The organism is Mucilaginibacter sp. GW821-FHT07H05, assembly GCF_059418485.1.
The window spans coordinates 1-23043 of the sequence record NZ_JBWKPY010000012.1 but is presented as its reverse complement, the minus strand read 5'-3'; the positions used below and the strand labels follow the sequence as shown (position 1 = coordinate 23043).

Here is a 23043-nt window from a genome sequence, read left to right as displayed (position 1 = left end):
CGCTTTTTATTTTAGTGGATGCCATATAAACTTTTGATGGTCTGCCGGTCATTTGCTTCCCGCGCCCGTTGCACCGCGACCCGGTAGTTTTGGTCGTTGAAGCTGCGCAGAAAGGCTAATTGCCCGTGGCCGCCGGTATAGATGCCATCTATGGCTGCCAATCTTTCGGCGTCGCTCATGCGCAGTTTATTGTCGCTCATCACCATCGAGAGATCATCCAGGTTTTTGAGGCTGACGCTGACAAGGTTATGGTAAACCGTGAGCATATAGCCGACTTCATCCGGATCAAAGTGCTTATCCTGTTTAAAGCTGTTATAGGCCGAATGGTATTCGCTGATGAGCGCTGCCTGGTCATTGATGATATCCGTTACCCGTGGATATTTGCGCACTGTCGGGCTGGCAATCAACAGGCCGTCTAAGAAAGCTTCGTGCAAACTGAAATTGCCTTGCGATACATCTTTGACTGCGTGGTAGCCTTTGTTCAATACCTCGTAGCCCCTGTACATCTGGGATAAGATGCTCTTCAGCCCGGCAAGCTTTTGATAGTCCAATGCGAGTTGTTGGGTCAGTTGGGCGATGGACTGCGCTTTGCCGCCGGATGAATACATGGTACTCAATGTGAGGATGAGCGCGATAATGGTTGCTTTTTTCATGTTACTGTATTTATGAGTCTGTTAAATAGTTGCCCGAGGCCTTTATTACCCGATGCCGTACAATTTTTTAAGCTGGTCATTATCCAGTTTGGCTCGCTTCCGGTCAGTGGCCATTTGCCTGCAATGACTGGTAAACGAGGAAGCAAAAGCTTGTTTATCCTGCATGGAAGCGTAAATATGGTCGATACGTTCCAGGCGCTGGTGATCCGTCATTTGCAGCTTACCGGGTGTCAATACTTCATAGAGTTCGCCGATATCCGTGTTGCATTTAATGAACAGATTTTTGTACACGGCTTTGATATAAGCGATCTCCTGCATGGTGAGTATCTGCTGCTTTTCCTGCCAAGCTATTTCGGCGGTGAACAGGGTGATGATCTGTTGTTGCAGATCTGAACAGGCTTTAGCTTTCGTGTTGTTTTTGATCGCCGGGTTTATTTGCTGTAGCGAATTGAAGTGAGCGGCATGCAGATCGAATGTGCCGCCCTTTAGTTCATGCACGGCATTCAGCCCGTTTTCGGCAATATTGTAACCGGTCCTGATCCCTTGCAGGTAAGTTTGGTAACCTGCGATCTGGGCGATCATCAAATTGGTTTTGGATGATTGTTGGCTGAAGAAGCCTCCGGTGCCTTGCGCGCATAAGTAAAGCGGGCTGGTGAGGAAAAAAAATAAGAGGGCGGTTGCTAACTTTTTCATTGTATTCGTTTTTTAAGTTTTCATTATAGATGATTGTTCCCCCTTCAGGGGGTTAGGGGGGCTATTCCATAGAGCTGTTTGACAGTTCGCCGGCCCTGCTCATCCTTAGCCCGTACGAGGCTAAGGGTGATGTTCTGGTTATTGTATTGCCGCAGGTGGTCGAGGTTAGTTTGCATACCGGCGGAGGCGTGGTGCACCAGCGACATCCTTTCAGCATCGTCCATTTGGGTTTGAAAAGAATTCACCGCCAGCACCACCTCATCGAGGTTCCGCGCGCTTTCCTGGAGGATGCCGCTGTAGATGTTTTCCATCGCGTTCATCTCTGCAGCCGAGAAATGGCTGTCTTTATGGAAGAGCGTACTGGCCTGATGGTATTCCGATAGCAATTGCTTTTGCTGGCTGACGATCTTTTTTACCTCATCATAATCGCTGATGATGGTTTTGACTTTGGCCAGTTCCTGGTAATAATCGGCATAAAGGCTCCGTTCCTTGTTCAACCAGCCGGAGATATCGTTAAGGCTGTTGAGGTGCAGGTTATTTTCCAACGAAGCTTCCGCGTTTTGCAGGGCAATGGTCTGGTTCTGCAATTGCTGCACTTTGAGGTCGAGCGCCGTGATCACTTTTTTGATGGCGGAGGTCACCAGGCTCACAATCGGTACCTGCGCATGGGCACTATTTCCGGTGAGGGAGAAAAATAGCAGGATTGCGGTGCAGATCAGGATGCTGAATTGTTTTTTCATGGCTTTAGTGATTAATTTGTTCATAGGTTTCTAAACTGAGATTGCCGCTTTCCGGCCAGTCTTCGATGTAAAGCATTTTTTGCGCGGGATCGAAAACGAGGAAACGTGAAATGCCGAGGGCGATCAGGTGGCCGTTGGAATGCCAGCCGTAGGTGGCGGGATAGCTTTCTTCGCGGATCAGATCACCGTTCACGAAATGCCGGTGTGTTACTTTAAAAATGCTGCCATTCGGATTGATCAGGACCTGGACCGCATAATCGGCGGCGGGCTCTTCCTCGTGCCATTTGCGCAGGTAAACGTGTTCCATCGCCTCCTGGCTGGCGGATTGTTCGCGCCAGTATTGGATGGCGGTGCGCAGACCGGATAATAAGCTGTCTAATAGGTTTTGCTTTTTCATTTCGGTATCTCCTTATTTGTTGAATAGTTCTTTCTTTTCCTGCACCAGCATCTCGATGCCTTTTTCCATGCTGCCGTATTTCTCGGCGTATTCGCGTACGATCACCCGCTCCCGGCCTTCGGTGGTATAGGCGTAGTATTCTTCGGGACAGAGTTCATTTTTAAAGACCTTCATCTGCTGGCCGCCAAGATCAATGAAGAGTTCCCGGTTATCCTTATTCACCGAGAGCAGGATGGTTTTGGCTTTTTCACTCATTCCCAGCACATCGGTCAATTTTTCGATTTTGCCCTGGAACTTGCGCATATCCATCATGATCTTGATATCGGCATTATTGATGATGGCATCTTTGATGATCGGCGAGTTAATCACATCCTCCAGTTCCTGGGTGGCCACGATGGGTATCCCGTTAAACTTCCGGATGGTTTTGAAGGCATAGCGGACGAATTCGGCCATGCCGGCTTTAGCGATCGCTTTCCAGGCTTCGTCAATGGTCAGCACTTTGCGCGCGCCCTTCAGCTTGCGCATTTTGGAAATAAAGAGTTCCATGATGACCAGTGTTACCACCGGAAAGAGTATCGGGTGGTCTTTGATATTATCCAACTCGATGACAATAAAAGGCTGGTTGAGCAGGTCGAGGTTCTCTTTGCCGTTTAGCAGGTAATCGAACTCCCCGCCTTTGTAATAAGGCCGCAGCACGTACAGGAAATTATCCATATCGAAATTGCGTTCTTTGACTTTATGGCCCTTCAGCACTTCTACATAATGTGTTTCGAGGTATTCGTAAAAGGTATCGAAGCAGGGGAACAGCGCCGCATCACCGGCCAGGTGCTGGTAATACCCCTGCAAAGCATTGGAGAGCGCCACGTATTCCGAGCGGTTAAAATCTTCGTTCTCTTCTTTCCAGAGCGAGATGAGCAGGGCTTTCAGGCTTTCCTTTTTTTCGGTATCGAGCGTATCGCCCTTGGCTAAATAGAAAGGGTTGAACCGGACAGGGTTTTCTTCGGTGTAGGTAAAGTAATGGCCCTTGACCAGTTCGCATAAACCGAGGTAACTACCGCCGATGTCGATGATGAGGTGGTGCGCGCCCTGATCGTACAGGCTGCGCAGCACGTGGTTCAGCGTGACCGATTTACCGCCGCCGGAGGTGCCGATAACGAGCGTCCCCATATTGGAGGTGATCCCTTTTCTCCGGGGCTCATCATAAAGATCCACAAATACCGGTGTACCTGAACGATCACAAAAACGGATGCCCTCGGATTCAGGGGCGCTCTGGTAATTGCTTTCCATCGCGATAAAGCAGCAGGCCTGTTCGGCAAAGGTGTCGAAGGTATCGTTGATCGGGAAGCCCGAAGCATTGCCGGGGATGCCTGCCCACCAGATCTGTGCCGCGCCGGCAGTCTCGGGTTTGGCGGCAGCATCCATAGCGGCCAGTGCCGAGGCAACCTGGTTCTTCGCTTCTTTGAATTGCGCGGGATCATCCGACCAGACCAGTACGTTAAAGTGCGCCTTAACGGGTAAACGCCCCTGGCCGATGGCTTCATTCAAAAATTCATTAGTGGCGTTCAGGCTAATGGCATTCTCACGGGAATAGGTAGAAAGGGATTGCAACCGCAATCGTTTTTTCTCCAGTTGCTTCAGCATGGCCTGCGCATCGCCGATCAGGATATATTGATTATAAATATGGTTGCAGGGCAACAGCAGACCCAAACCTGCCGCGAAACTCACGGGGAACTTGGTTTTATCCGTGGAGTATTGCTCGTAGGTCATCCGGGAGCCGCACATGCCAGGCAGGTTCTCGGCATCACCTAAGGTGTAGAGCGCTGCCTGCCGGTCGCCGATATGGATCCCTTCATCAAAGCGGATGTCTTCATAACGTACCTGATCTTCCCGCTCGTTGAGGTAGCAATATCGCTCGATCAATCCGCTTTGTTTGGCCTGGCTTTGCAAACCGCTGGCTGTGATCCGGGTGAGTTTGAGCAAACGGCTATCTTCCAGCAGCCGTTTGAATTGCATGGCCTGATCCTGGAATGCCCGTAATTCGGCGGTATTCAGGGTATCCTGCGGAACCAGCGATGGACGGATAAGGTTCGAAAACAGGGAACTGGAGGGTTTCCGGCCCGATGGTTTGCGGGTAAGCAGGATAATGCAATCGTGCTGGCGGTAGAGCCGCCCGCTGAAATAATGGTCACTGGCTTTTTTAAGAAAACCGGGTTCGGTTACTGTTTTACCGGGCGTATACCGACGCTCGATGAACCAGTCCTGTTTATGCAGGATACTATCCTTGGGCAAGGCACGTATCGCTTTGACCCAGGCCTGGTGCAAAGTTTCGTAATCCTCATCCGAAAGGGTAAACAGTTCAGGGAGCATGGCCTTGAAGGCAATGGTTACATCTCCCTGTTTGGAGAGGATGCAGTCATGCTCGATACCCATAATGGGCAGTATATCTTTGAGTTCTTTTTCCATCTGCACTGATCTTTTTCACGGTTCTCTATTCTTTCTTTAACATGCCCCGATGAGCGCTTAAAACCGCTGGCGGTGGACAGGTTTGGCGCGTTTGGCATTATCCCGGTGTTCCCGTTGTAATTGCTCCCGGTTGCGCTGAATCATCGCCGGGATAGCGGTTTCACTTAAAGGGATCACTTCGGCTTTCATTTCTTTTTGCATGGGGTAACGGCGGAGCAGGTCACGTTCGTTGATGCCGTACATTTGGGCGGTAGCTACCGGATCAAGCCCTATTTCACTCGGAAGAATGATCTTGACGACGTTGTCCGGGAATTCAGTGAGGCGCGGATCGATATCGACCATCTCGCGTTTTACCGGGTTATAAAAACCGATGTATTGGAGGCCATCGTCGCTAAGATCAAAATCTTTCAGACTGAGTACGATGCGATCATTTTCGAGATGGCGTAGTTGTTGCTTATCAAGCTCGATGATAAAGAGCTGGTCCTCCATGATTTCGATCAGGGGTAAAACGCCCTGATGGCGCAGTGCTAAGTCTTCGGGGTTGACGATCACCTCATAATCGGTTTTGCCTTTCAGTTCCTCTACAGTGCAGTGGTAACGGCTGGCCATGCCCACCGGATCAAGGTCTATCAGCTTTGGAATCCTGATACCGTCCCAATCATCACTTTCATAGGGGCGCATGGTGGTATCATATTGATTTTTGCGCTCAAGGTCGTAATATAGCTCATAGTGCGTACCCTTATCGGTCATCTGATCGATAAATGATATGGTATTCGCCGGGTTAGCCTGCTCGACCAGCCTTTGGTTTTCAATATCGACCTCGAAGATGGTTCCTTCGATGGTGATCGTGGAGTTCGGTTTGTCTTTCATCGTTGAGTCTCCTGTATGATTAAGTGTTGAAAGTTTCTGCGGGTATAGGATTTGAGCACTTTGGGAATGCGCTTTCTGGCGACGGCTTTCATCAGGCCGTGTTCGCCGTATTGGTGCGAAAGCGCGAAGATCTTGAAGCTGCCTGCGGTAGCGGTGCCACCTATGAGCGCGATGCAGATATAGGCATTGACGCCGGCGATATAGAGGATTGCAAAAACGATCATCAGGATAATGACCATCCCGCCGAAATACCAGATGTATTGCGCACGCAAACCCTGGAACTCGATGCTCTTGTTAATGCCCTTGTTAATATAATAGATGCTGTTGTTCATAGCTCATTGATTTTTGCTGGTGAGGGAAAAAGTAGGCGCATATCGCTCTACGCTGGCAATGGTATCGTGTATGGCACCGCCATGGCTGAACAGCGCCAGTTGCTCTAACTGGAAATTGCGGGAACACCCCATTACAATGGAATGGTAGCCGAAGGTGATCACTTTGCCGCCTGCATTCAGGCATGCGGGAATGACGTCTTTGAGCTGGCGGAAAGGGCTACAAATGATACCATTATAAAACTCCATGCTTTTTCGATAGGCATAAGGCGGGTCAAGCAGGATGGTATCGAAACGATCGCCGTTCCATGTGCTTAAAAACTCAAGCGCATCCAGGTGATGTTCCGCAATGGCGTTGGCATCGAGATCATTGCGGGTTTCGTTGACCAGCAGTTTGGTTTGGCCGGCAAAAAGGTTGAGCACCCGTCCTTCGCAGGTTTTCTCCACCCAGTTTTTGATCGCTTTTACCGAAAAAGTATAGCGGTGGAGCGGGCAGCGGATATGTTCGAAGAGGAGCGGTTTCATACCTTGACCCCTTTCGTTTTTCTGAATGCCTGATCAACCCGCTCTTTCAGCGCTTTACCGTCATCCACGATTTGTTCCGCCCATTGTTCAATTGGCTTCTTTGCTTCACCGGCATGGATATCCACCACCACGGCTTCATGCGTTTCCGCTTTATTTTTTTCCTCACCGGCCGGTGGGTTTAGTTCAGTCTGTTCGCCTTTCTGCTGCTGTTCCTGCTTCTCCTTGATCTTTTGGGCAATCTCCCGTTCGAGCCGGGAGAGCTCGGATTTCATTTGTTGTAATTCGGCCTCTTTTTCAAAAGGCTTATCGAGCATGCCCTGTAATTGCGGTAATTGCTCATCCAGTTCGCGGATATCCTTTTGGTACTTTTCGACCAGGCTGTCCACCTTGTCAATGGCATTGATAAAATACCGTGCAGCCAGTTTCGCATTATCCAGGTTCGGCGCCCCGGAGTTGGCCGTGTAGCGCACTGCGCCACCGGGACGTTCCGCGTATAGGCTGTTGTACGTTTTATTGATGGCCTGTCCGTCAAGGTTTGCCAGGTCTTTTTCGTGCCGGATATAGAGTTTAAAACCATATAGCTCGCCCAATTCTCTTGGATTTTCGGCGTTGGTTTTTGGCTTCCAGGTACGGTAAAGTTTGATCAGGTAATTGCCGATGGCCTGTGCGTCTGCACTTTGCACTTCTGTGAGCTGGATGCGGTTGGATTTGCTGCCATCCTTTTCAGTTTTGAGCAGGCTGTGGTAATGCTTTTGATCGCTTTCAAGCGATGCGAGTGTTTGCTTATTTTTCTCCTGGGTTTTCTCCAAGTTCTCGACCTGGTAACGTATCCGGACAATCTCCCGGAAGTGTGCCGTCTTCAGGCTTTCGGTTACCGCGATCTTTTTCTCCAGCTTGGTTTTTTCAAGCAGCGTCGTATCACCGGAAAGAATAGCGATGTATTCCGAAAAGTTCATCCCGCTTTGTTCATCGATAGCCCCTTCGTCAATAGTACGCACATTGAGTTCGCAGTTCTTCATCTGCGCGATAAAGGTTTGCTTGTTTTTGAGCAGATTGAATTTGTAGTTATCCAAAGATTGCTCTACCGCGTAGATGAAATTCTGCACCTTATTGGCGTAATGCGATTTAGCCAGCTTATTCCCTTGCCGTGCTCCACGGCCATTGCGCTGTTCGAGTTCGCTTGGCTTCCAGGGAATATCCAAATGGTGCATGGCGATCACCCGCTCCTGGACATTGAGACCTGTACCGGCTTTTTCTGTGCTGCCAATGAGTATGCGGATCTCGCCCCGGTTCATTTTGCGGAAAAGTTCGGGTTTCTGCTTATCCGTCCAGTTGTGTATAAAAGTGATCTGATTCGCCGGGATAGCCATGTCGCTGACCAGCTTATTTCTCAGCGCGTCATATAGGTTAAAGGCGTCCGGTTTTGGCGTACCGATATCGCAGAACACGATCTGGGTACCGCGCTGTACCTGGCTTTCGTTGTACAATTCTGCCAGCTTCCTTGCACAGACATTCACCTTAAAATCGGGATGGTCTTCGTATTGATCAGGGTCAATGAGCCTCATGTCGGCGGCCATCTTTTTCGCGTAATTGGTAGCGATGAGCATGCGGCCTTTATCTTCATCTTCGGATAGCGGTGGCCTGCCAATGAGCGTGGCATCGCCGGTCTTGGCAAAAGCCATCAAACGTTTGATAAAGTCAGCCTGCTCGGGTGTCGGCGGGATATTGACCAATTGCTCATCGAGCGCGGGTTTATCCAAAGCGATATGCTTCGCGGTTTTATAATCGGTAATCTCGTTATAGAACAGTGCCAATTCCGGCACCTTGATAAAATGGCGGAAGCGTTCTTTGGCGATGATCTCGTTGGTCACCGAGAACTCGAAGTCGGTGGTCTTTTTGGCAAACACGGCCGCCCAGCCGTCAAAATTTTCAATACATTGCCGCTCCATTTCCTTTGGTCGCAGGTACTTGAAGATCAGGTACATTTCAGTGAGGCTGTTGGAAATAGGCGTACCGCTTAAGAAAGTAACGCAGAGATCGGCATCGAACCGCTCCTGTAAAGTGCGCACGGCGAAAAGCATATTCAACGCTTTCTGACTGCCGTCGGTATTGCCTAAACCCGCTACCCGGTCATGGCGGGTGGTAAAGGTGAGATTCTTGAATTTATGCGATTCATCGACAAAAAGATGGTCAACCCCCATCTCCTTAAAATCGATGCCCTTATCTTTTTTGCCGTCGATGATATGCTTCAGCTCTTTTAATTTCGCTGTGAGGTTCTTTTTGCGCACTTCGAGCCCTTTGAGCATCCGCCTCGAAATATCCCCGCCTTCCCGTTCCAAAGTGTCCAGGTCGCGGTCGATATTGTCAAGTTCTGTTCGGAAGATGCGTTGCTGCACCTCAGGCGATTGCGGTATCTTACCGAACTGGTCGTGGGTAAGAATGATGCAGTCCCATTTGTTATTCTTGATTTCGTGAAAAAGGCGCAGCCTTTTATCCGGGGTGAAATCATTTTCCCCGGGGGCCAGGATGCGCGCGGCCGGATAAGCCTTACGGTATGTTTCTGCGATCGTGCTCACATTGGCCTTCAGCGCCAGTATCATGGGTTTATGCACAATACCAAGCCGTTTCATTTCCTGAGCAGCGACGATCATGGTGAGCGTTTTCCCCAAACCGACTTCGTGATCGATCAGCGCCCCGCGGTTCTGGACAATGCGCCAGGCGGCATTCTTTTGCGAAACATACAGGTCTTCGATCTCAAGTGCTTTTCGGTCCAGGCCTGGGAAAGTGAGATGGCTGCCATCATATTCGCGCAGGCGGTAGCAATTGAACGTATCGTTGTATAATTTTTCGAGGTATTTCTTTTCCTCGATAGGTAATTCGGCGAGCCAGTTCACAAAACCTACCCTGATCTGCTCGATCTTTTGATGTGCCAACTGTATAGCCTCGTTATCCGGGTAGCGTTTGGTTTGGCCGTCGCCCAGCTTCACCTCGTAACTGAAATACGGGCTGGTATTTTCAAGCGCGTGTTCGAGCAAGGTATAGCCATAGGTGCGCCTGCTGCTTTCCTTTGGCGCGATGGCGTATTCCCTCGTGATTTTCAGGTTGGAGCCATGCGTGGCGACCTTGAAACTATCGCTGCCATAGAGATAGGCGATGGTGACTGGCAGCTCAAAAAAATCACTGGCAAAGCGCTCGTAATAAGATAACGGGAACCACCGTTCACCTAAATTGAAATCCAGCAGCTCAAACGGTATGATTTCGGGCTGCACCCTGCTGATGGCCTGCAAACTGTTTTGCAGATTCCTGTCGTCAGGGTTTTCGGCCGCTTTCACCTCCGCGATGGCCAGCTTTTGTACCACATTGCCCGAAAGGTATTGATCAACAGTTTCCCATTGCCCGTTTTGCGGGTTCAGGCAAATGTGGCTTTGCAGGCTGATGGGTACCTCTTCGATAGACAGTCCGGTAGCTGCGCCGATAAAACCGAGATCGACTGCGCCCTTTTCGTTTAGGCAGCGCACCAGCGCAGATGCCGGGTCATCCGTTTTAAAGACCGCCGTGCTTTTGAACACCGGCCCGTGCAGGATATCTGCCGGTATAAAATCATTGCCGGATTTAACCTCAATGGAGGAAAGTAGTTTAAAACCCGCCAGTTCATCGGCGAGGATGAGCCTGCGGTTAGCCGGGCGGTTCAGTTCGCCGTATAGATTCCTGAAATTTGTATACGCTTCGTTCAGTTCCTTACGGAAATTCGGATATTCGATTTGGGCCGCCGCCTCGGTTTCGGAAAGCGCCAGGTAACTATCCCGAACCCGGATGTAACGCTCATAAAATAGGGCGTCCTTTTGATCAGTCAGCGGTTTGAAAACAGCCTGGCTGCGGGTGTCGTTGATCTGATGGATAGTGCCGGTTTGCCCGTTCAGACTAACCAAGCTGCCTTCCTGGTGAAAAGCGTTAAGCGCCCGGTAATGGATCTCGGCGTTTTGCCCAAAGTTAAAATGCTCCTTCAGGCTCTGGTCCCCCTCGAAATAAAAATCATGGTTAAAAGCATGCAGTGCAGGCACAAGCTTTGGTAACTCCTGGCCAAGCAGACTGCCATTGAGCCAGTTGTCCGGCACAATGACGCCTTCAATGTTGGCGACGAGTTTATAGAGATATTGCTTTTGACTCAAGTGCCGTGCGGTAATGAGTACCACGGATTCATGTTCCGGCTTATCCTTCGTGCGTATCGTACCGATCAAACGGGCCGAGTTCTTTTGAACCATCCCTTCATCATGCTGCTGGATATAGTCTGCGGCACGGTTGGCGCCTTCGGCAGGTGCGCTGTCAAAGAGGCCCAATTGAACCGAAGTGATTACGGCCCGGCTATCGGGCATCGGCAAATAATGAAGCAGCGGTTTTTCTACGGTGATCTGCTCTGCCTGTTGTATGAGCGATGCCTGGGCATCGTGAAATGCCTCACGGTTAAAACGGGCTAAAAGGCCATCCACCAGGTTTTGCCGGATGGTTCCGGCGATGGCGTTGATGTCGCCTTGCTGCCAGATGGTTAAGTGGGCCAGCCCGTATTGGTTTTTCCCGGCTTTGCTCATATCGGCAGCGGTGATTATTTCCTGGTGCGCGTGGATATATTCATTCAAATTGTACTGGCCAAATTCGTTTTCTTGTTTGATGGTATCGATCAACCGGGCTTCATCGGGGCTGTAACGAATTTTGGCTGAGTTTTTCTGAACGACGAGCAGGTGGCTGGGCGCCTCCGTATTGCCGGTATCTTTCATCAGGTTATCCGGCATAATGGTTAAACTGATAAAGTCCGTCCGGTCAAACAGATGCACCCGCGCATCCCGGTTATCCGGGCTATTCAAAAAGGCATCACTGGTGATAAAAGCGAGGATACCTCCATCGGCTAACTTATCCAGCCCTTTAGCAAAAAAGTAATTATGGATCTTGCCGCTGATCTTTTTATTGGGAAAGCCCGGATCGAACACCTGAAAATTACCAAAGGGGATATTACTGACGATCAGGTCGTACTGCCCGTTTTCGCTTACCGGCGTTTCTTCCAAGCCTTTTATTTGTACATCGACTTGTACAGGTAATGTTGCGGAAAGCGCCTTTAGTACCCAACCTGTTACTATCTCTTTTTCAACAGCCGTTACCCGTTCAGTTTCGGGAAATGCCTTGATCAGTTCTGTAATAAAAATGCCAGCCCCACTGCTGGGTTCATATGGCCTTTTAGGCGTAATATTCTGTTGCTTCAATACCTGGTATAAGGTCTGTGGTACGATGGCTGGGGTATAATATGCGGTTAGGACACTATCACGGATGGACTGTACCGCTGACCGGTAACCGGGCTCATCAAGTCGTTCTTTTAATAATTCGAATAGCTCCATCATCGATGGATAAAGCTTCAGGTCATTTTGGGAAGCGCTGCGTCTGATCCATTCCTCTTTATCACCCGCGGGAAACATGACCGCTTTCAACCCGCCAAAACCGGAATATGCCTGCAAAGCCGCCTGGTCTTCCGGTTGAGGTACGATGCCTTCCCGGTAGTCCAGCGCGATGCGGATCGCTTTGATGTTATCCCTGAGTTTCTGTAGCAGATTGTAAGCCATTGCTGCGTTTAATGATTAGTCCTATTCGGCATAGCTGCCCACATATTCTGCGATCATGCCCATCACGGCATAGCGCAATTCTTTGTTATCTTCATTGTCCTCGCTGAAGCCGAACACCTCGAAAATGGGCTCGCAGGCACCGATGAGATTGATCACCTCGTAGGTGAGGATACCGCTTTCGCGCATTCGCATATACTCCGTTTCGTATTCTTCTTCCAGCAGGTTCTTCATGTAGTTGAAGCGGGATGGCCGCAGATCCCGGGTTAGCTCTTCCAAACAAAGCGCCTCGATGACATAGGCTGGCCTTTTTTCGGCAGTAAGCGCATCGCATAGTTCTTTTACCGAGGCCGCTTTGCTTTTCAGATACGGCTCCAGCCGGTGGTCTTCCTGTAGGGAAATCAGCAGGTCTAAATGGTTCTGTACCAGGTAGGCATGCAGTCTATTGATCAATTGTTCTTGCATGATTTCTATGTATTTGGGATTATAGGCTAAAGGCCGAAGAATGATTTGATAATAGTGGCCACAACAACCAGGAAGATGCAGCTGCCGAACCAAGCGGCGGCTACCTTGCTGGTATCCTGGTCGCCGGAGTTCCACTTAGAGTAAACTTTCACAGCACCGATCAAACCGAGTATGGCACCGATGGCATACATCAGGTTGGTGCCGGATTCAAAATAACTTCTGACCTGGGTATTGGCCTGCTGGATGCCTGCGTTTCCATCCTGGCTTCTGGCGGCCAGGGCGATTAAAATAAACAGCGCCACTGCTGCACTTACTTTCAGGGGCTTCCCCTTTAGATTTTTACTCCACTTTTTCATCTTCACTTATCTTTTCATTAAAAAATCTCGGAGATAGCTTTCCGGCTTCTCCGGTCTGCTGCTGTGCAGCCGGAGGGCGGAAAGGGCTACCGTCTTGTTCCCGCTATCTCTCTTTCATGGCTCTACAGCTCTGGGGTCGGGTAGCGAACTTTGATCGTTTGTTATTTTACTTCCGGCTTTCCCGGTACCTGCTGGCCAAACGCAGCCGGGTACCGGGACCGGAAGTGGCAGGACCGCTCGCTGTCACCACCACTGGTCTACCTCATCTTCGGCGAGCAGCGCCGTGCCGGTTTTTTCACATTCCAAGACGACCAGTTCATTGATGGCCGGACGGTGCGGGGACTGTTTTAGATCGGGATTCGCCCGGAATAATTTTTTGAGCTGCGGGATGAGTACTGCGGGAGCAAAAGGTTTGCCCGATGCCGTCTGGATTGCTTGTTTAACCTGCCTGATCAGGCTGTCTGCTTCCCACGTACTTTCATCGGACAGATTATCGGGACCGTTGCCGATACCTGTACGCATATGAGAATAGCTGAGTTCTTCCGGCTCTTCGTAACGCAAGGCATCCTGGATCACCGGCGCAGCCGTTTCCTTTTCGGGCCTGGAGCCAAGCAACTGATTCAGCTCACCGCCATAGTAACGCAGGCCGACCAAAGTATAGTAGATGATAAATAATACAGTGACTGCTTCGACATAGCTGGTCCAGGACAAGTGATTTAACATGGTCTTTCGTTTTTAAGATTTTCAATTCGTTTGTTTTCTGATACAAAGGAACTCGCCTAGCCATCGCGCATAAAGTCCAATTACCAGTGGCATCCTGGTGGTATCCCTGGAATCCCGCTGATAATCAGGGAGAAAAAAACAGCTGAACCCGGATGAAAGCAAGGATACACCTTGATCTTCTCAAAATAAAGCGCACAAAAAAAGCCCCGCGGCGGAGGCTATCTGTTCGGATCATATCAATTGGCTTTCCAGGCAGTCGTTAACGCCTGTAATAACCTTTGATAATGTCGATGAGTTGATACAGGATACCGATGACCAGGTCCAGATCGTGCGTGTCCGGCCTGCCGGAATTGCTGCGCACACTGTCGGGCGACAGTTCCGCTTTCCAGGTCGTCGAAAAATAAGGGGTCAGAATCCGAAAAGCTTCCCTAATGGATTTGGCCTGGATCAGGCCTGCCCGGTAAGCGGCCCTCGCCAAAATACCGATCTGATCACCGCTTAGAGAAAATAGCATCTTGAACTTAGGGATTGGAGCAACTGGTGGAATTGTCGTTCCAGGAGGAAGAAAGGGAGCATATCTGCGTTCCAGGAAATCGACGAGTTCCCCCGTCACGACAACAAGCGTCTGCCCGACGTTTTTTAGCGTTTGGTGTGAGAGCGGATACCGTTCAACGTTTTGCAAAGCCTGTTCCTTTAAAAATCGGATAGCTGTATGGTATTGCCAAACGATGGTCTTTACTTTTTTGGGACTTGTCAGCTGGATAATATGGGATTTAATGCGTGCCTGGAGATCCCTGATCTCCTTGTTCAACCCTCTGAAAAAGGATGCGGCTTGTTCCTGTTCCAACTCCCTGACCTGCATTTTGGCAGGATTCAGGGTTTCCAGAACAAGCTGATCAAACCACTCCAGCGGGTAGAGCTGTGGGTCGTAAGTTAATCTGCTCTTCATATGACATTTTAAGAAATAATTAGTGTCATATTTTTTTCATAAGCTTTATAGTTTTTTCGTCAATTAATCTTTGCGGCGTTCGCTTGGTCCTGAAAAATATATCCGGTTGATCCTGTCCAGTAGCCTGGTCAATAAGGATTTAACGATAACGGCCGTAAACTGATCTTCCAGGTAAAATAACCTTCGTAGGCTATCCGGCGAAATATGATCCTGCTTCTTACTGGTAAAATGGCTGGAAAAAAAGCGGAGAATCTGGGAGACATTCTTAAGAGCGAAAAAATCTTCTTCGTAAAGTAGCCTGATCAACAGGGCCAGTTGTGCGACCGAAAGGGTCAATGGCATTTTAGGTTTATTAACGGGATCAGTGCCCATAGCTTCTGCTTCCTTATTGATCTCTTTAAGCATCCATTTTTCCAGGATCAGATTGACCGGCGGAATGTCAGGCTCATAGCTCATCGCCAGGCGGACAGGTGCTGTTTGGCTAAAGGTAAGTTCCTCCAACAGGCTGGATTGCCGCTCTTTCGGGCTTTCACAGTTATTTAGCTTCATTTTAATCCGTTCCTGCCACCACTGTAGAAAAACAGGGTGATTAAAATTCAGGTAAAATAACGTTTCCGAAATTCGTTCTGTCAGTTCACCTCCTTCTTCAAAGGAGATGATCACACCGAGCGATTCTGCGAATTGCACCAAGTATTCATATGAATGGTAGGTAATCATTGATGCCTCATTCATTGTAAGGAGGGGTGCCAGATAATTCCGGATACAGGCCTTTAATTGCTTGTCCATTTCAGCGTTTTGTAGTAAGCTGTTCAGATCGTCTGCATGCTTGCACATCATTTCCCTTGCAGATGTCATAGCGGCGTTGGGGATTTTGCAGTTCTGGTTGAAATGCGATATGAAGTACTGAACCAGAAAATTATTTAATTCCAGCAGTTGTTCCAATAATTGTTTGCTTAGCGCCAGGCTTTTACCTGCCGAAGGTAAACCGGATGATTCAAGCTTTTGGGTGAACAGGAGCGTTTGGTCTGCCAATTCCAGCAAACTTTGTTGCTGAAACCAGACATACCGTTTGATCATATAGTCCTTTGCCCGGCTAAGCAACAACGCTGTCCATACCGTCCTGATCCGTTGACACTCATCACTGATGAAAGCGATGCGATCCTCTATTTGTACCAACGCTAAGGTCGCTTGCTCTCCGGCCAGAGCAACTATAAATTCTCTTAATGATTTAAATTCATCTTTGAGCATTGGTCATTTAATTAATAAGGTAAAATCGGAATGCTCAGTTAAGATTTTTTCGAAGGTGATCTTTAAAGGGGTTGCTTACCGTGGTCAAAACGGTGATGGTGGTGTTGGTCGGATCTGTTCCGGTAGATGCCGGCGTGTCAGCCCCGGCTCTTAAAATACGCCTAAACTCATACCTGGTATTCGTTAGCTTTTTTAAATTTTTTTCCAATAAATTTTTCATAACAGTAACTTTACCAGCAAATTATCAGTACAAAAGGACATAGGAAATTCTGTTACACGGACGACAGATTGCTGTAGAAAGACTACCGCTTATGACAATAGGATTACGGATACGTCAGGTTATCTTTACCGATCGAAAGGTTATTTTCCGTCACGCGCTTTGCTGGGTTTTATTCTTTCTATACGAGATCGGGTTTGTATATGGCACCACTCACCAGCATGGTCGTGTCACGGACTATTTGATATATTACACACTCAATATCAGCCTGTTCTATAGCAATTCCTATTGGGCGCTCCCACTATCTTTTAAACAGCGGCATAATCGTTATCTCAAGGCCATCTTGTTGATTTTATTGCAACTGGTCATCTATTTGCTGATTAAATATGGGGTTGATCTGCTACTGGAGTTCAATAGAACATCACTTCGCCTGCAAATGACCAACATGAACCAGTATTTTTTTGTTAACGTGTGGAGGGGCTTGTATTTTATGGGGTTCAGCACCTTTTATTGGTTCATTCTACGGGATATTACTTTCCGCAAACTTGCCCGCGAAAAAGAAATCCGGCAATTGATCATTCAAAGAGAAAACGTAGAACTGGAAAAGAATTTGGCGGAGGCCCGTAACGCCTATCTGCAGCACCAGATGAATCCCCATTTATTATTTAATGCCTTAACTTTTATCCACAACACTTATTATAAATATTCTGAGCAAGCCGCTGAGTGTGTGGTATTGCTTACCGATATTATGCGTTATGCCCTAAAGGACGTGGATGAGGCAGGTAAAGCCCCCTTAATCGACGAGATTGAACAGCTCAGACACCTGGTGGAGATCAACCAGATCCAGCTCGACGATGAATTGCAACTGGACTTCCGGACGGAGGGAATTTTTGAGGGCTTCCGAATCATCCCGTTGATCCTGCTGACATTGACCGAAAATATGATCAAGCATGGGCATCTCAAAAAGAAAAATCCGTTAGCACGTTTACATGTCAGGGTCAGCGAAGAAGGGGTGTTAACGTTTAGCACCTGGAACTGGAAGAATCGTCCCAGCGGCCGGAAACGAATCAGGCCGCCACTTGGCATCCAAAATGTGATCAAACGATTAGAATACAGTTATAAAAACCAATATGAACTGAACATTAATGAGGAGGAGGAAAGTTATAGTTTGGAATTAATGATGAAGTTATGAGTTTAACATGCTATGTGGTAGACAATGAGTATCACTCTGTGGAAATGCTGATCACGTATATTGAGAAAACGGAAGGCCTCGAACTCAAGGGCTTTTCTACCGATCCCCTGGCCGCATTGAACGAAGTTGCCGGAGCCGATCCGCCCGATATCACTTTTCTGGACATAGAAATGCCGGATTTATCGGGCATGGAGTTTGCAGGACTGGTTAGCCTGCAAACCAAAATCGTATTTACAACATCTTTCGAGGAATATGCACTGGAAGCATTTGAAAAGGAAGCATTTGACTTTTTGCTAAAGCCGATCAGTTATGGCAGGTTCCGTAAAACCGTTCAACGGTTGCAAAGAACCCTGATACCGAATCAGATCGCCAGAAGAAAGCGGGAATTCTTTTTTGTGATCAACGGAACTAAGGGCAAAATGGATAAAGTGACGATCAACGATATTCTTTATGTTGAAGGTGCGAAGAACTATATCATTATCCATTTAAAAGATGCTAAGATCATGCCTTATTTAACGATGCAGGAAATCGAACAGTATCTGCCAAAGGAGCAGTTTTCACGGATTCATCAATCATTCATCATCAACGATGAACGGGTCCTATCAGTCGAACACAATAGGGTTACTTTAGAGAATAAAGCCAGTGTGAATATTGGACGATTGTATAAGGCGGCTTTTCTGGAAAAAATGCTGGAGTTATTGTTAAAAACCAGGAGGAAATTATGATTCATGTTTACTATTGATGGCTTTAACGGATAATTGATATTTATACAGGCAATAATAAATGATCAGTTCCTGGTTACGCTGTCGATCAATGAACAGACGGTTCAGGTGCATATGGATCAGATCGGCCAGCAACTGTGTTCTGCGCTTTATGGTAAAACGGGCCGCGGGTTTCAAAATCGCTATAATTTTTAGGGTAAACAGATCGGACCAGGGACTGAGTTTTTGCTTTTCATAATATATTGTATCCACAAGCAGGCCGCTGATCTCCGTTTTTAATTCCCTGTACTTCTGATCGAGATCTATCTTCAGCATTTTATCACCTGAAAACTCAGCGTAAAAAGTCTGTACCATCTGTTCCAGGAATGCGATTTGTTCATCAAGTTGCGGCAAAAATTTATTCAGTAAATGGGCGACCGAAACAAAAGCCAGGCTGTGGTAAGTGTGCTGTATTGACTTTAGGGCCGATACCTTGATGTAGCGAATAACGAGCTCACTACTGGCATGAAAGAAGTCTTCTACCTGGCCGATGATATCCGGGCCATATCGTTCCAGTTCGCGACGGTAAGTGTCGGCCTGGTATTCCCGGATCAAATGGATATGCACGGTATCTGCTAAACGTTTCTTTAACCGGTGCAAGAGGATACCGACCGATTCCTCACGGACATTCAGTCGCAAGCGGATATGATAGCCGGAATCCCGGTACCGGATAAAAAACCAGGACTTGACATCATTCGGTTCGAACTGCTTTAATAAAGGCAGCAGCTTTTTGGCTAACAGATCATTGGCAACAGACGGACTGCAATATAATTTCAGATAGAGCCAGCGGCTGCCGGTGATAAACTCGCGTTTGGTCTTAGTCTTCATAACCGAACCCGGTGGCAGGTATCCGGAATAAACCTTTTTATCCTGATACAGAAAAGCGATGAACTGACTAACCAACGGTTTTCCATCATGGGTTGTAACGCATGGCTTGTCAGGGATCAAATATTCCTGGATCATAGCTTGATCCAGGCCTTTTAAACAATCCAGCAAAAAGCGGACTTCTTCTATTCGGTCGATATTAAAGACCAGTTGCTGATCAAATTTAGTTAGGGCGATGTGAGCTGGCAGCTTCAAGTTTTCCCGGATAGCTTTAAATCTTACAGCGGCATCATCTCCAGTCGATCCATTGATGCCTTTTAAATCCTGCGCTGACAAATGCCACTTAGCCAGGCAAAGAATAGTTCGGTTAAAAACCACCCTTGGGTAATGAGCCATACCCGGGAAGAAGTGTTCCAGATCAAGAGTATAATTGCTTTGTAAACCCTGATGCTGCAGGTCGCATAGCAGCCTGAAAATAGACAGGTCGTTATGATTATAATTATATGCGGAACTTAGTCGGGGTATAATAACTTTTTGTAGGCTAACCGATTCGAGGATCAGCTCATCACCGACGACAGAGACGACCAGATCTGAGAGGGCGATCTGTTGCGCTAATGGCAGGGTAGAAACCGAATTGACCGTGATCTCATAGTCATAGGTATGTTTTCTGCGGTTAATGTTATCCGCATGGGTATCAGAAATTTGCCCGATTTCTGCAAAGATGACATCCGGATTGGCCAGTTGCTCCCGGGACGCCAACTCTTTACTTATAGTAGTATGAAGCTCCTCGCTCCAGCTTGTAAAGCGGCCGATCAGAGCCGTTGCGGTTGCACCGCCAACCGTTTCCAAAAATACCTGATCATCCAAAATGCGGAACATGACGGATAGCGATGGTGGAGAAGCTACGGCTCGCTGATCCGGTGAAATGCCTGATAGGTCATGGTCACTCAATAGAATAGGATCGGTACTGCGCTGATTTTGGGTCCATTGTTGTAATAAAAGCTGGTGTATCCTTGACCATTCCATCGAGATGGCAGGATTTGCCATCGGTTTGTTAAAGTTGACCTTCTTCAGCAGATCAGACGAAACAGCAGCACCCGCCTGTTCACCATAATCTATTCCGGTTTCTGGGTCAAGCGCCTGCAATAACGGCACCCTTCGACGATCATATCTGCTTTTAAAATCACGGATGAATCCCTGTAAATGGACGGGGCTGGTCGGTTGAACCAAATGCTGCAATGCTTTGAGGCCATCCAATATCTGTTGTTGGTACCGCGTCTCCACACCACCCGATGCCACTTTTCTTTCCAATCCGGCATAAAAAGCCTGACTAATCTTCTCTCCCGGCAAACCCGAAAGCAGATTGTTGACCTTACCGGTTACGCCGATCAGGTTAAATACGGAAGGGAAAGAGAAGGCTTGCAGGTTCTGGTAGATAATTTTTAATTCCTGGCGGAAAACGGATGCTATTGCTTCGGGATTGTTCAGCAACCTTTGTAGATAATTTTCTCCGATAATATTAGCGGCCGTTTGTGATACAATGATCTGCGCATGAACTAAAAAATCTAAGTAATCCGCTGCCGCTGCCGGCCTGCATCCGGTTAGTTCGATGATTTGATCGATTATGGCTTTTCCCGTTCGCGGCTTATTTTGACAAAAAATTATTAAAGCGGCCGTTATCTCATTGTATACATACGATTCCAGCGCGAAGGAAACATACTTTTTGTCTGTTGTATAATTCGTTTTGATAAAACGAAATTCAGTCCCTAGCCTATAAAGCGTCGGATTGCAGTGATAGCAGCGTTGGCCAGCATCATATTTATTTAATGCCTCGGACAGCCTCAGTAAAACCTCCTGGTCAAAATTGACATGCAGTACGATATTTTGCCCGGTACCGAGTTGTATCGGTGCATCGAGCCCCCAATGTGCGACGGTATAAGAAGAAAAGCTACCAAAAGGAGTCGGCCGGAAGCTCATTCGGTTATAGTAACGTAGGATACTTGAGCGCTCTTTGGCGGTTAAAGATCCGATCTCAAAATGCTTGACCGTCAAGGTATGATAAAGTTGAGGGTTGGCTAAATATAAGGCAGTGTGGAAATATGGATCATTTAAGATCATTCCTATGCGGATCGGAGCATACTCTGTAAAGTTAAAGTAAGGTGTTCGCAGTACCAAGCTGCCGTTAAAAAAGTAATTTGTTGTTCCTGAACTTTTATTCACTTAATAGACTTGCAAAAACGAGAATAGCGATCGTCAAGATTGATCACACAAATTGATTATTTATATCAGTGCCGGGTTTGGTCAATTTTATAAATGAAAACATCATTTGAAGGCCTTGATTAATACCCAGCCTTTAAGCATTCCATAAATCTCACCGTCTTCAGCATTTTACAGGTATGGGATCAATTACTTCGGGAACCTTTCAATACACGGGTAATGACATAACCTCCGGAAATTAAGATCCGGAAACAGTTGGTTGCTTTAACGCTATCTTAACAGTAACTAAACAGCCATCGACGAAAGTGTCATTTAGCGAGGCAATTGCCTGTTTTGCACCATGCTGATCATCCATCAAAATAAAGCCATAGCCCAGGCTTTTCATCGGACCTTTATCTTTAATGATGGTTACCCGGGCGACTTTGCCATACCGGCCAAATAGCTCATGAAACCAAAGCTCCTCTACCTCTTTTGGAAAGCCAAAAACAAATAATTCTACCACCTGTTCTTAAACCCTTTCATCACTTTTATAGTAAAATGCACAGTAAGCGACTGCCTATAAGTATACAATTTTCATTAAACGCAGCACCATTGGCAATCAACGCTTATGCTGCCCACGATATAATGAAAGCATAATATTAAAAAGCTGGCGATATGGGCTTTCATTCAAATTATTTAAAATCGAACCATAAGGTCCCTGATACCGGCGTAAAGTTGAGCTGCATATTCTTTTGGCTTTGCGGGCCCATATCTTCCGCCGGCTTAAATTTGGTGCCGATAGCCGGTATGGCATTCATAAAACCAATGTTGCCAGCCGGAAACGGCGGACTGGTATTGTCGTTACCCGCCCCGGCAGGTTTTGGCGCTTTCAACATTTGCAGGAAAATATTTTCATCACCGGTGTATACCGTGAACGGATGCTCTTTATTTTCAATAGTTACCCAATAAAGGTTAGCATGATAACCTTTGAACTCCGGGTAATTCCAGCTCTCGCCGGTAATTGTATTGTTATAGTTTTTATGCCAAACATTCAATGTACCGCCTTTTAAACGGTTCTTCCAAACCCGGTATGGGCCACTGCCCAGCCATCTCATACCCGTTATTTTTTGCTCGGGGTAATTAAAAGTGATGCCGTAGAAATCAGCATCGCCTTTTTGCAGGAAACGGTATTCCAGTTTCACCGGCCTGCCCGGTGTAAACGTCCATTTCACTTTAAAACAGGTGTCGGCGTATCGGGCTTCAACGACCTGACTGCCGCCTGACGCATCGGTTTTGAGTTGCTTAAATACCGTATTGACCCCTGCCTGCACCGGGCCATCCGATAGCGAGATATCACCCGAAATGGCTTTTACCTTTTGCAGGTAACCGGTGCTCTTACTGAAATAATAGCTGATGGCATCACAGGTAATAATCAGCTGGTCGTTTTCATCTTTTGTGGTGATTATAGCGCCAGACGTGCCTTTGTTATACTTAGCTGCTACCCTTTGGGCGGTAGCAATTGGCCAGCTACGACTTACTATTTCCTTACCACCGGCATCGGTAACGGTAAGCCATAGGGCTTCGCTGTTCTTCCAATTGGCAGGTAGTTTCAGATCGAGGTAGCCGCTTGCTCCGGGAGCCAGGTGATAACCTTTAACTGTTCTTGCTGCATCAATAACCGGGGATGTGCTTTTACTTTGCGGCGATGAGAAGCTGACCAGTTTCCAGCTAAAGCTGCATCGGTCCAGGTCGGTGTACAGGTACCTGTTCTCAATGTTCAGCCTGCCGTCAAAGTTTTGCGGCAGGGTGCTATTGCTGATATAAACCGGCGACCAAAT

Annotated in this window: 20 protein-coding genes; 2 read left to right on the top strand and 18 right to left on the bottom strand. The window is 47.7% G+C overall.

From position 1 onward, the window contains the following. Positions 1–11: 11 nt before the first annotated feature. The 15 genes from AC07M6_RS24350 to AC07M6_RS24280 form a co-directional block, all read right to left on the bottom strand. Positions 12–653 carry a TerB family tellurite resistance protein gene (locus AC07M6_RS24350; RefSeq protein WP_494894065.1) on the bottom strand — a complete coding sequence of 214 codons (642 nt, stop codon included), beginning with the start codon at positions 651–653 and terminating at the stop codon, positions 12–14. A gap of 45 nt (positions 654–698) precedes the next feature. Then, positions 699–1346 carry a hypothetical protein gene (locus AC07M6_RS24345; protein WP_494894063.1) on the bottom strand — a complete coding sequence of 216 codons (648 nt, stop codon included), beginning with the start codon at positions 1344–1346 and terminating at the stop codon, positions 699–701. A 44-nt stretch (positions 1347–1390) separates the two neighbouring features. Continuing rightward, complete coding sequence (locus AC07M6_RS24340) at positions 1391–2086, bottom strand: conjugal transfer protein TraI (protein ID WP_494894061.1); 696 nt, start codon at positions 2084–2086, stop codon at positions 1391–1393. A gap of 4 nt (positions 2087–2090) precedes the next feature. Further along, complete coding sequence (locus tag AC07M6_RS24335) at positions 2091–2483, bottom strand: hypothetical protein (RefSeq protein ID WP_494894059.1); 393 nt, start codon at positions 2481–2483, stop codon at positions 2091–2093. 12 nt (positions 2484–2495) lie between these two features. Then, positions 2496–4946 (bottom strand): TraG family conjugative transposon ATPase, encoded by a 2451-nt coding sequence (locus AC07M6_RS24330; protein ID WP_494894057.1) that lies wholly within the window; start codon positions 4944–4946, stop codon positions 2496–2498. A gap of 57 nt (positions 4947–5003) precedes the next feature. Continuing rightward, a complete protein-coding gene (locus AC07M6_RS24325; RefSeq protein ID WP_494894055.1) occupies positions 5004–5816 on the bottom strand; it encodes a hypothetical protein in 813 nt (270 codons plus the stop codon). Next, a complete protein-coding gene (locus AC07M6_RS24320) occupies positions 5813–6148 on the bottom strand; it encodes a DUF4133 domain-containing protein (protein ID WP_494894053.1) in 336 nt (111 codons plus the stop codon). Before AC07M6_RS24320 ends, AC07M6_RS24325 begins: the two co-directional genes overlap by 4 nt. Before the next feature lie 3 nt (positions 6149–6151). Next, positions 6152–6670, bottom strand: a complete 519-nt coding sequence (locus AC07M6_RS24315) for a hypothetical protein (RefSeq protein ID WP_494894051.1) — start codon at positions 6668–6670, stop codon at positions 6152–6154. Beyond that, positions 6667–12276 carry a helicase-like domain-containing protein gene (locus AC07M6_RS24310; protein WP_494894049.1) on the bottom strand — a complete coding sequence of 1870 codons (5610 nt, stop codon included), beginning with the start codon at positions 12274–12276 and terminating at the stop codon, positions 6667–6669. Before AC07M6_RS24310 ends, AC07M6_RS24315 begins: the two co-directional genes overlap by 4 nt. Positions 12277–12297: 21 nt before the next feature. After that, positions 12298–12726: a hypothetical protein gene (locus tag AC07M6_RS24305; protein WP_494894047.1), complete on the bottom strand. Its 429-nt coding sequence runs from the start codon at positions 12724–12726 to the stop codon at positions 12298–12300. A gap of 38 nt (positions 12727–12764) precedes the next feature. Beyond that, the gene (locus AC07M6_RS24300) at positions 12765–13094 is read right to left on the bottom strand and encodes a DUF4134 domain-containing protein (RefSeq protein ID WP_494894045.1); all 330 of its coding nucleotides are present in this window, start codon (positions 13092–13094) and stop codon (positions 12765–12767) included. A 243-nt stretch (positions 13095–13337) separates the two neighbouring features. Next, positions 13338–13817, bottom strand: a complete 480-nt coding sequence (locus AC07M6_RS24295; RefSeq protein ID WP_494894043.1) for a hypothetical protein — start codon at positions 13815–13817, stop codon at positions 13338–13340. Positions 13818–14076: 259 nt separating this feature from the next. After that, positions 14077–14766 (bottom strand): hypothetical protein, encoded by a 690-nt coding sequence (locus AC07M6_RS24290; RefSeq protein WP_494894041.1) that lies wholly within the window; start codon positions 14764–14766, stop codon positions 14077–14079. Between the two features lie 63 nt (positions 14767–14829). Then, the gene (locus AC07M6_RS24285) at positions 14830–16014 is read right to left on the bottom strand and encodes a hypothetical protein (protein WP_494894040.1); all 1185 of its coding nucleotides are present in this window, start codon (positions 16012–16014) and stop codon (positions 14830–14832) included. 34 nt (positions 16015–16048) lie between these two features. Further along, positions 16049–16234: a hypothetical protein gene (locus AC07M6_RS24280; protein ID WP_494894038.1), complete on the bottom strand. Its 186-nt coding sequence runs from the start codon at positions 16232–16234 to the stop codon at positions 16049–16051. A gap of 91 nt (positions 16235–16325) precedes the next feature. On the opposite strand from AC07M6_RS24280, the gene AC07M6_RS24275 reads away from it, so the two are divergent. Together AC07M6_RS24275 and AC07M6_RS24270 are read left to right on the top strand one after the other, a co-directional pair. Next, complete coding sequence (locus AC07M6_RS24275; protein ID WP_494894037.1) at positions 16326–17423, top strand: sensor histidine kinase; 1098 nt, start codon at positions 16326–16328, stop codon at positions 17421–17423. Then, on the top strand, positions 17420–18148 hold the full coding sequence (locus AC07M6_RS24270; RefSeq protein WP_494894036.1) for a LytR/AlgR family response regulator transcription factor: 729 nt from the start codon (positions 17420–17422) through the stop codon (positions 18146–18148). Before AC07M6_RS24275 ends, AC07M6_RS24270 begins: the two co-directional genes overlap by 4 nt. Here the strand turns inward: AC07M6_RS24270 and AC07M6_RS24265 are convergent. The 3 genes from AC07M6_RS24265 to AC07M6_RS24255 all read right to left on the bottom strand — a co-directional run. Continuing rightward, positions 18143–21229: a lantibiotic dehydratase gene (locus tag AC07M6_RS24265; protein ID WP_494894035.1), complete on the bottom strand. Its 3087-nt coding sequence runs from the start codon at positions 21227–21229 to the stop codon at positions 18143–18145. The genes AC07M6_RS24270 and AC07M6_RS24265 overlap by 6 nt on opposite strands. Before the next feature lie 235 nt (positions 21230–21464). Continuing rightward, positions 21465–21728, bottom strand: coding sequence for an RNA recognition motif domain-containing protein (locus AC07M6_RS24260; RefSeq protein ID WP_494894033.1), 264 nt, complete (start codon positions 21726–21728; stop codon positions 21465–21467). A gap of 169 nt (positions 21729–21897) precedes the next feature. Next, positions 21898–23043, bottom strand: a 1146-nt coding sequence (locus tag AC07M6_RS24255) for a beta-galactosidase small subunit-related protein (RefSeq protein WP_494894032.1), incomplete at its 5' end; no start/stop codon positions are given.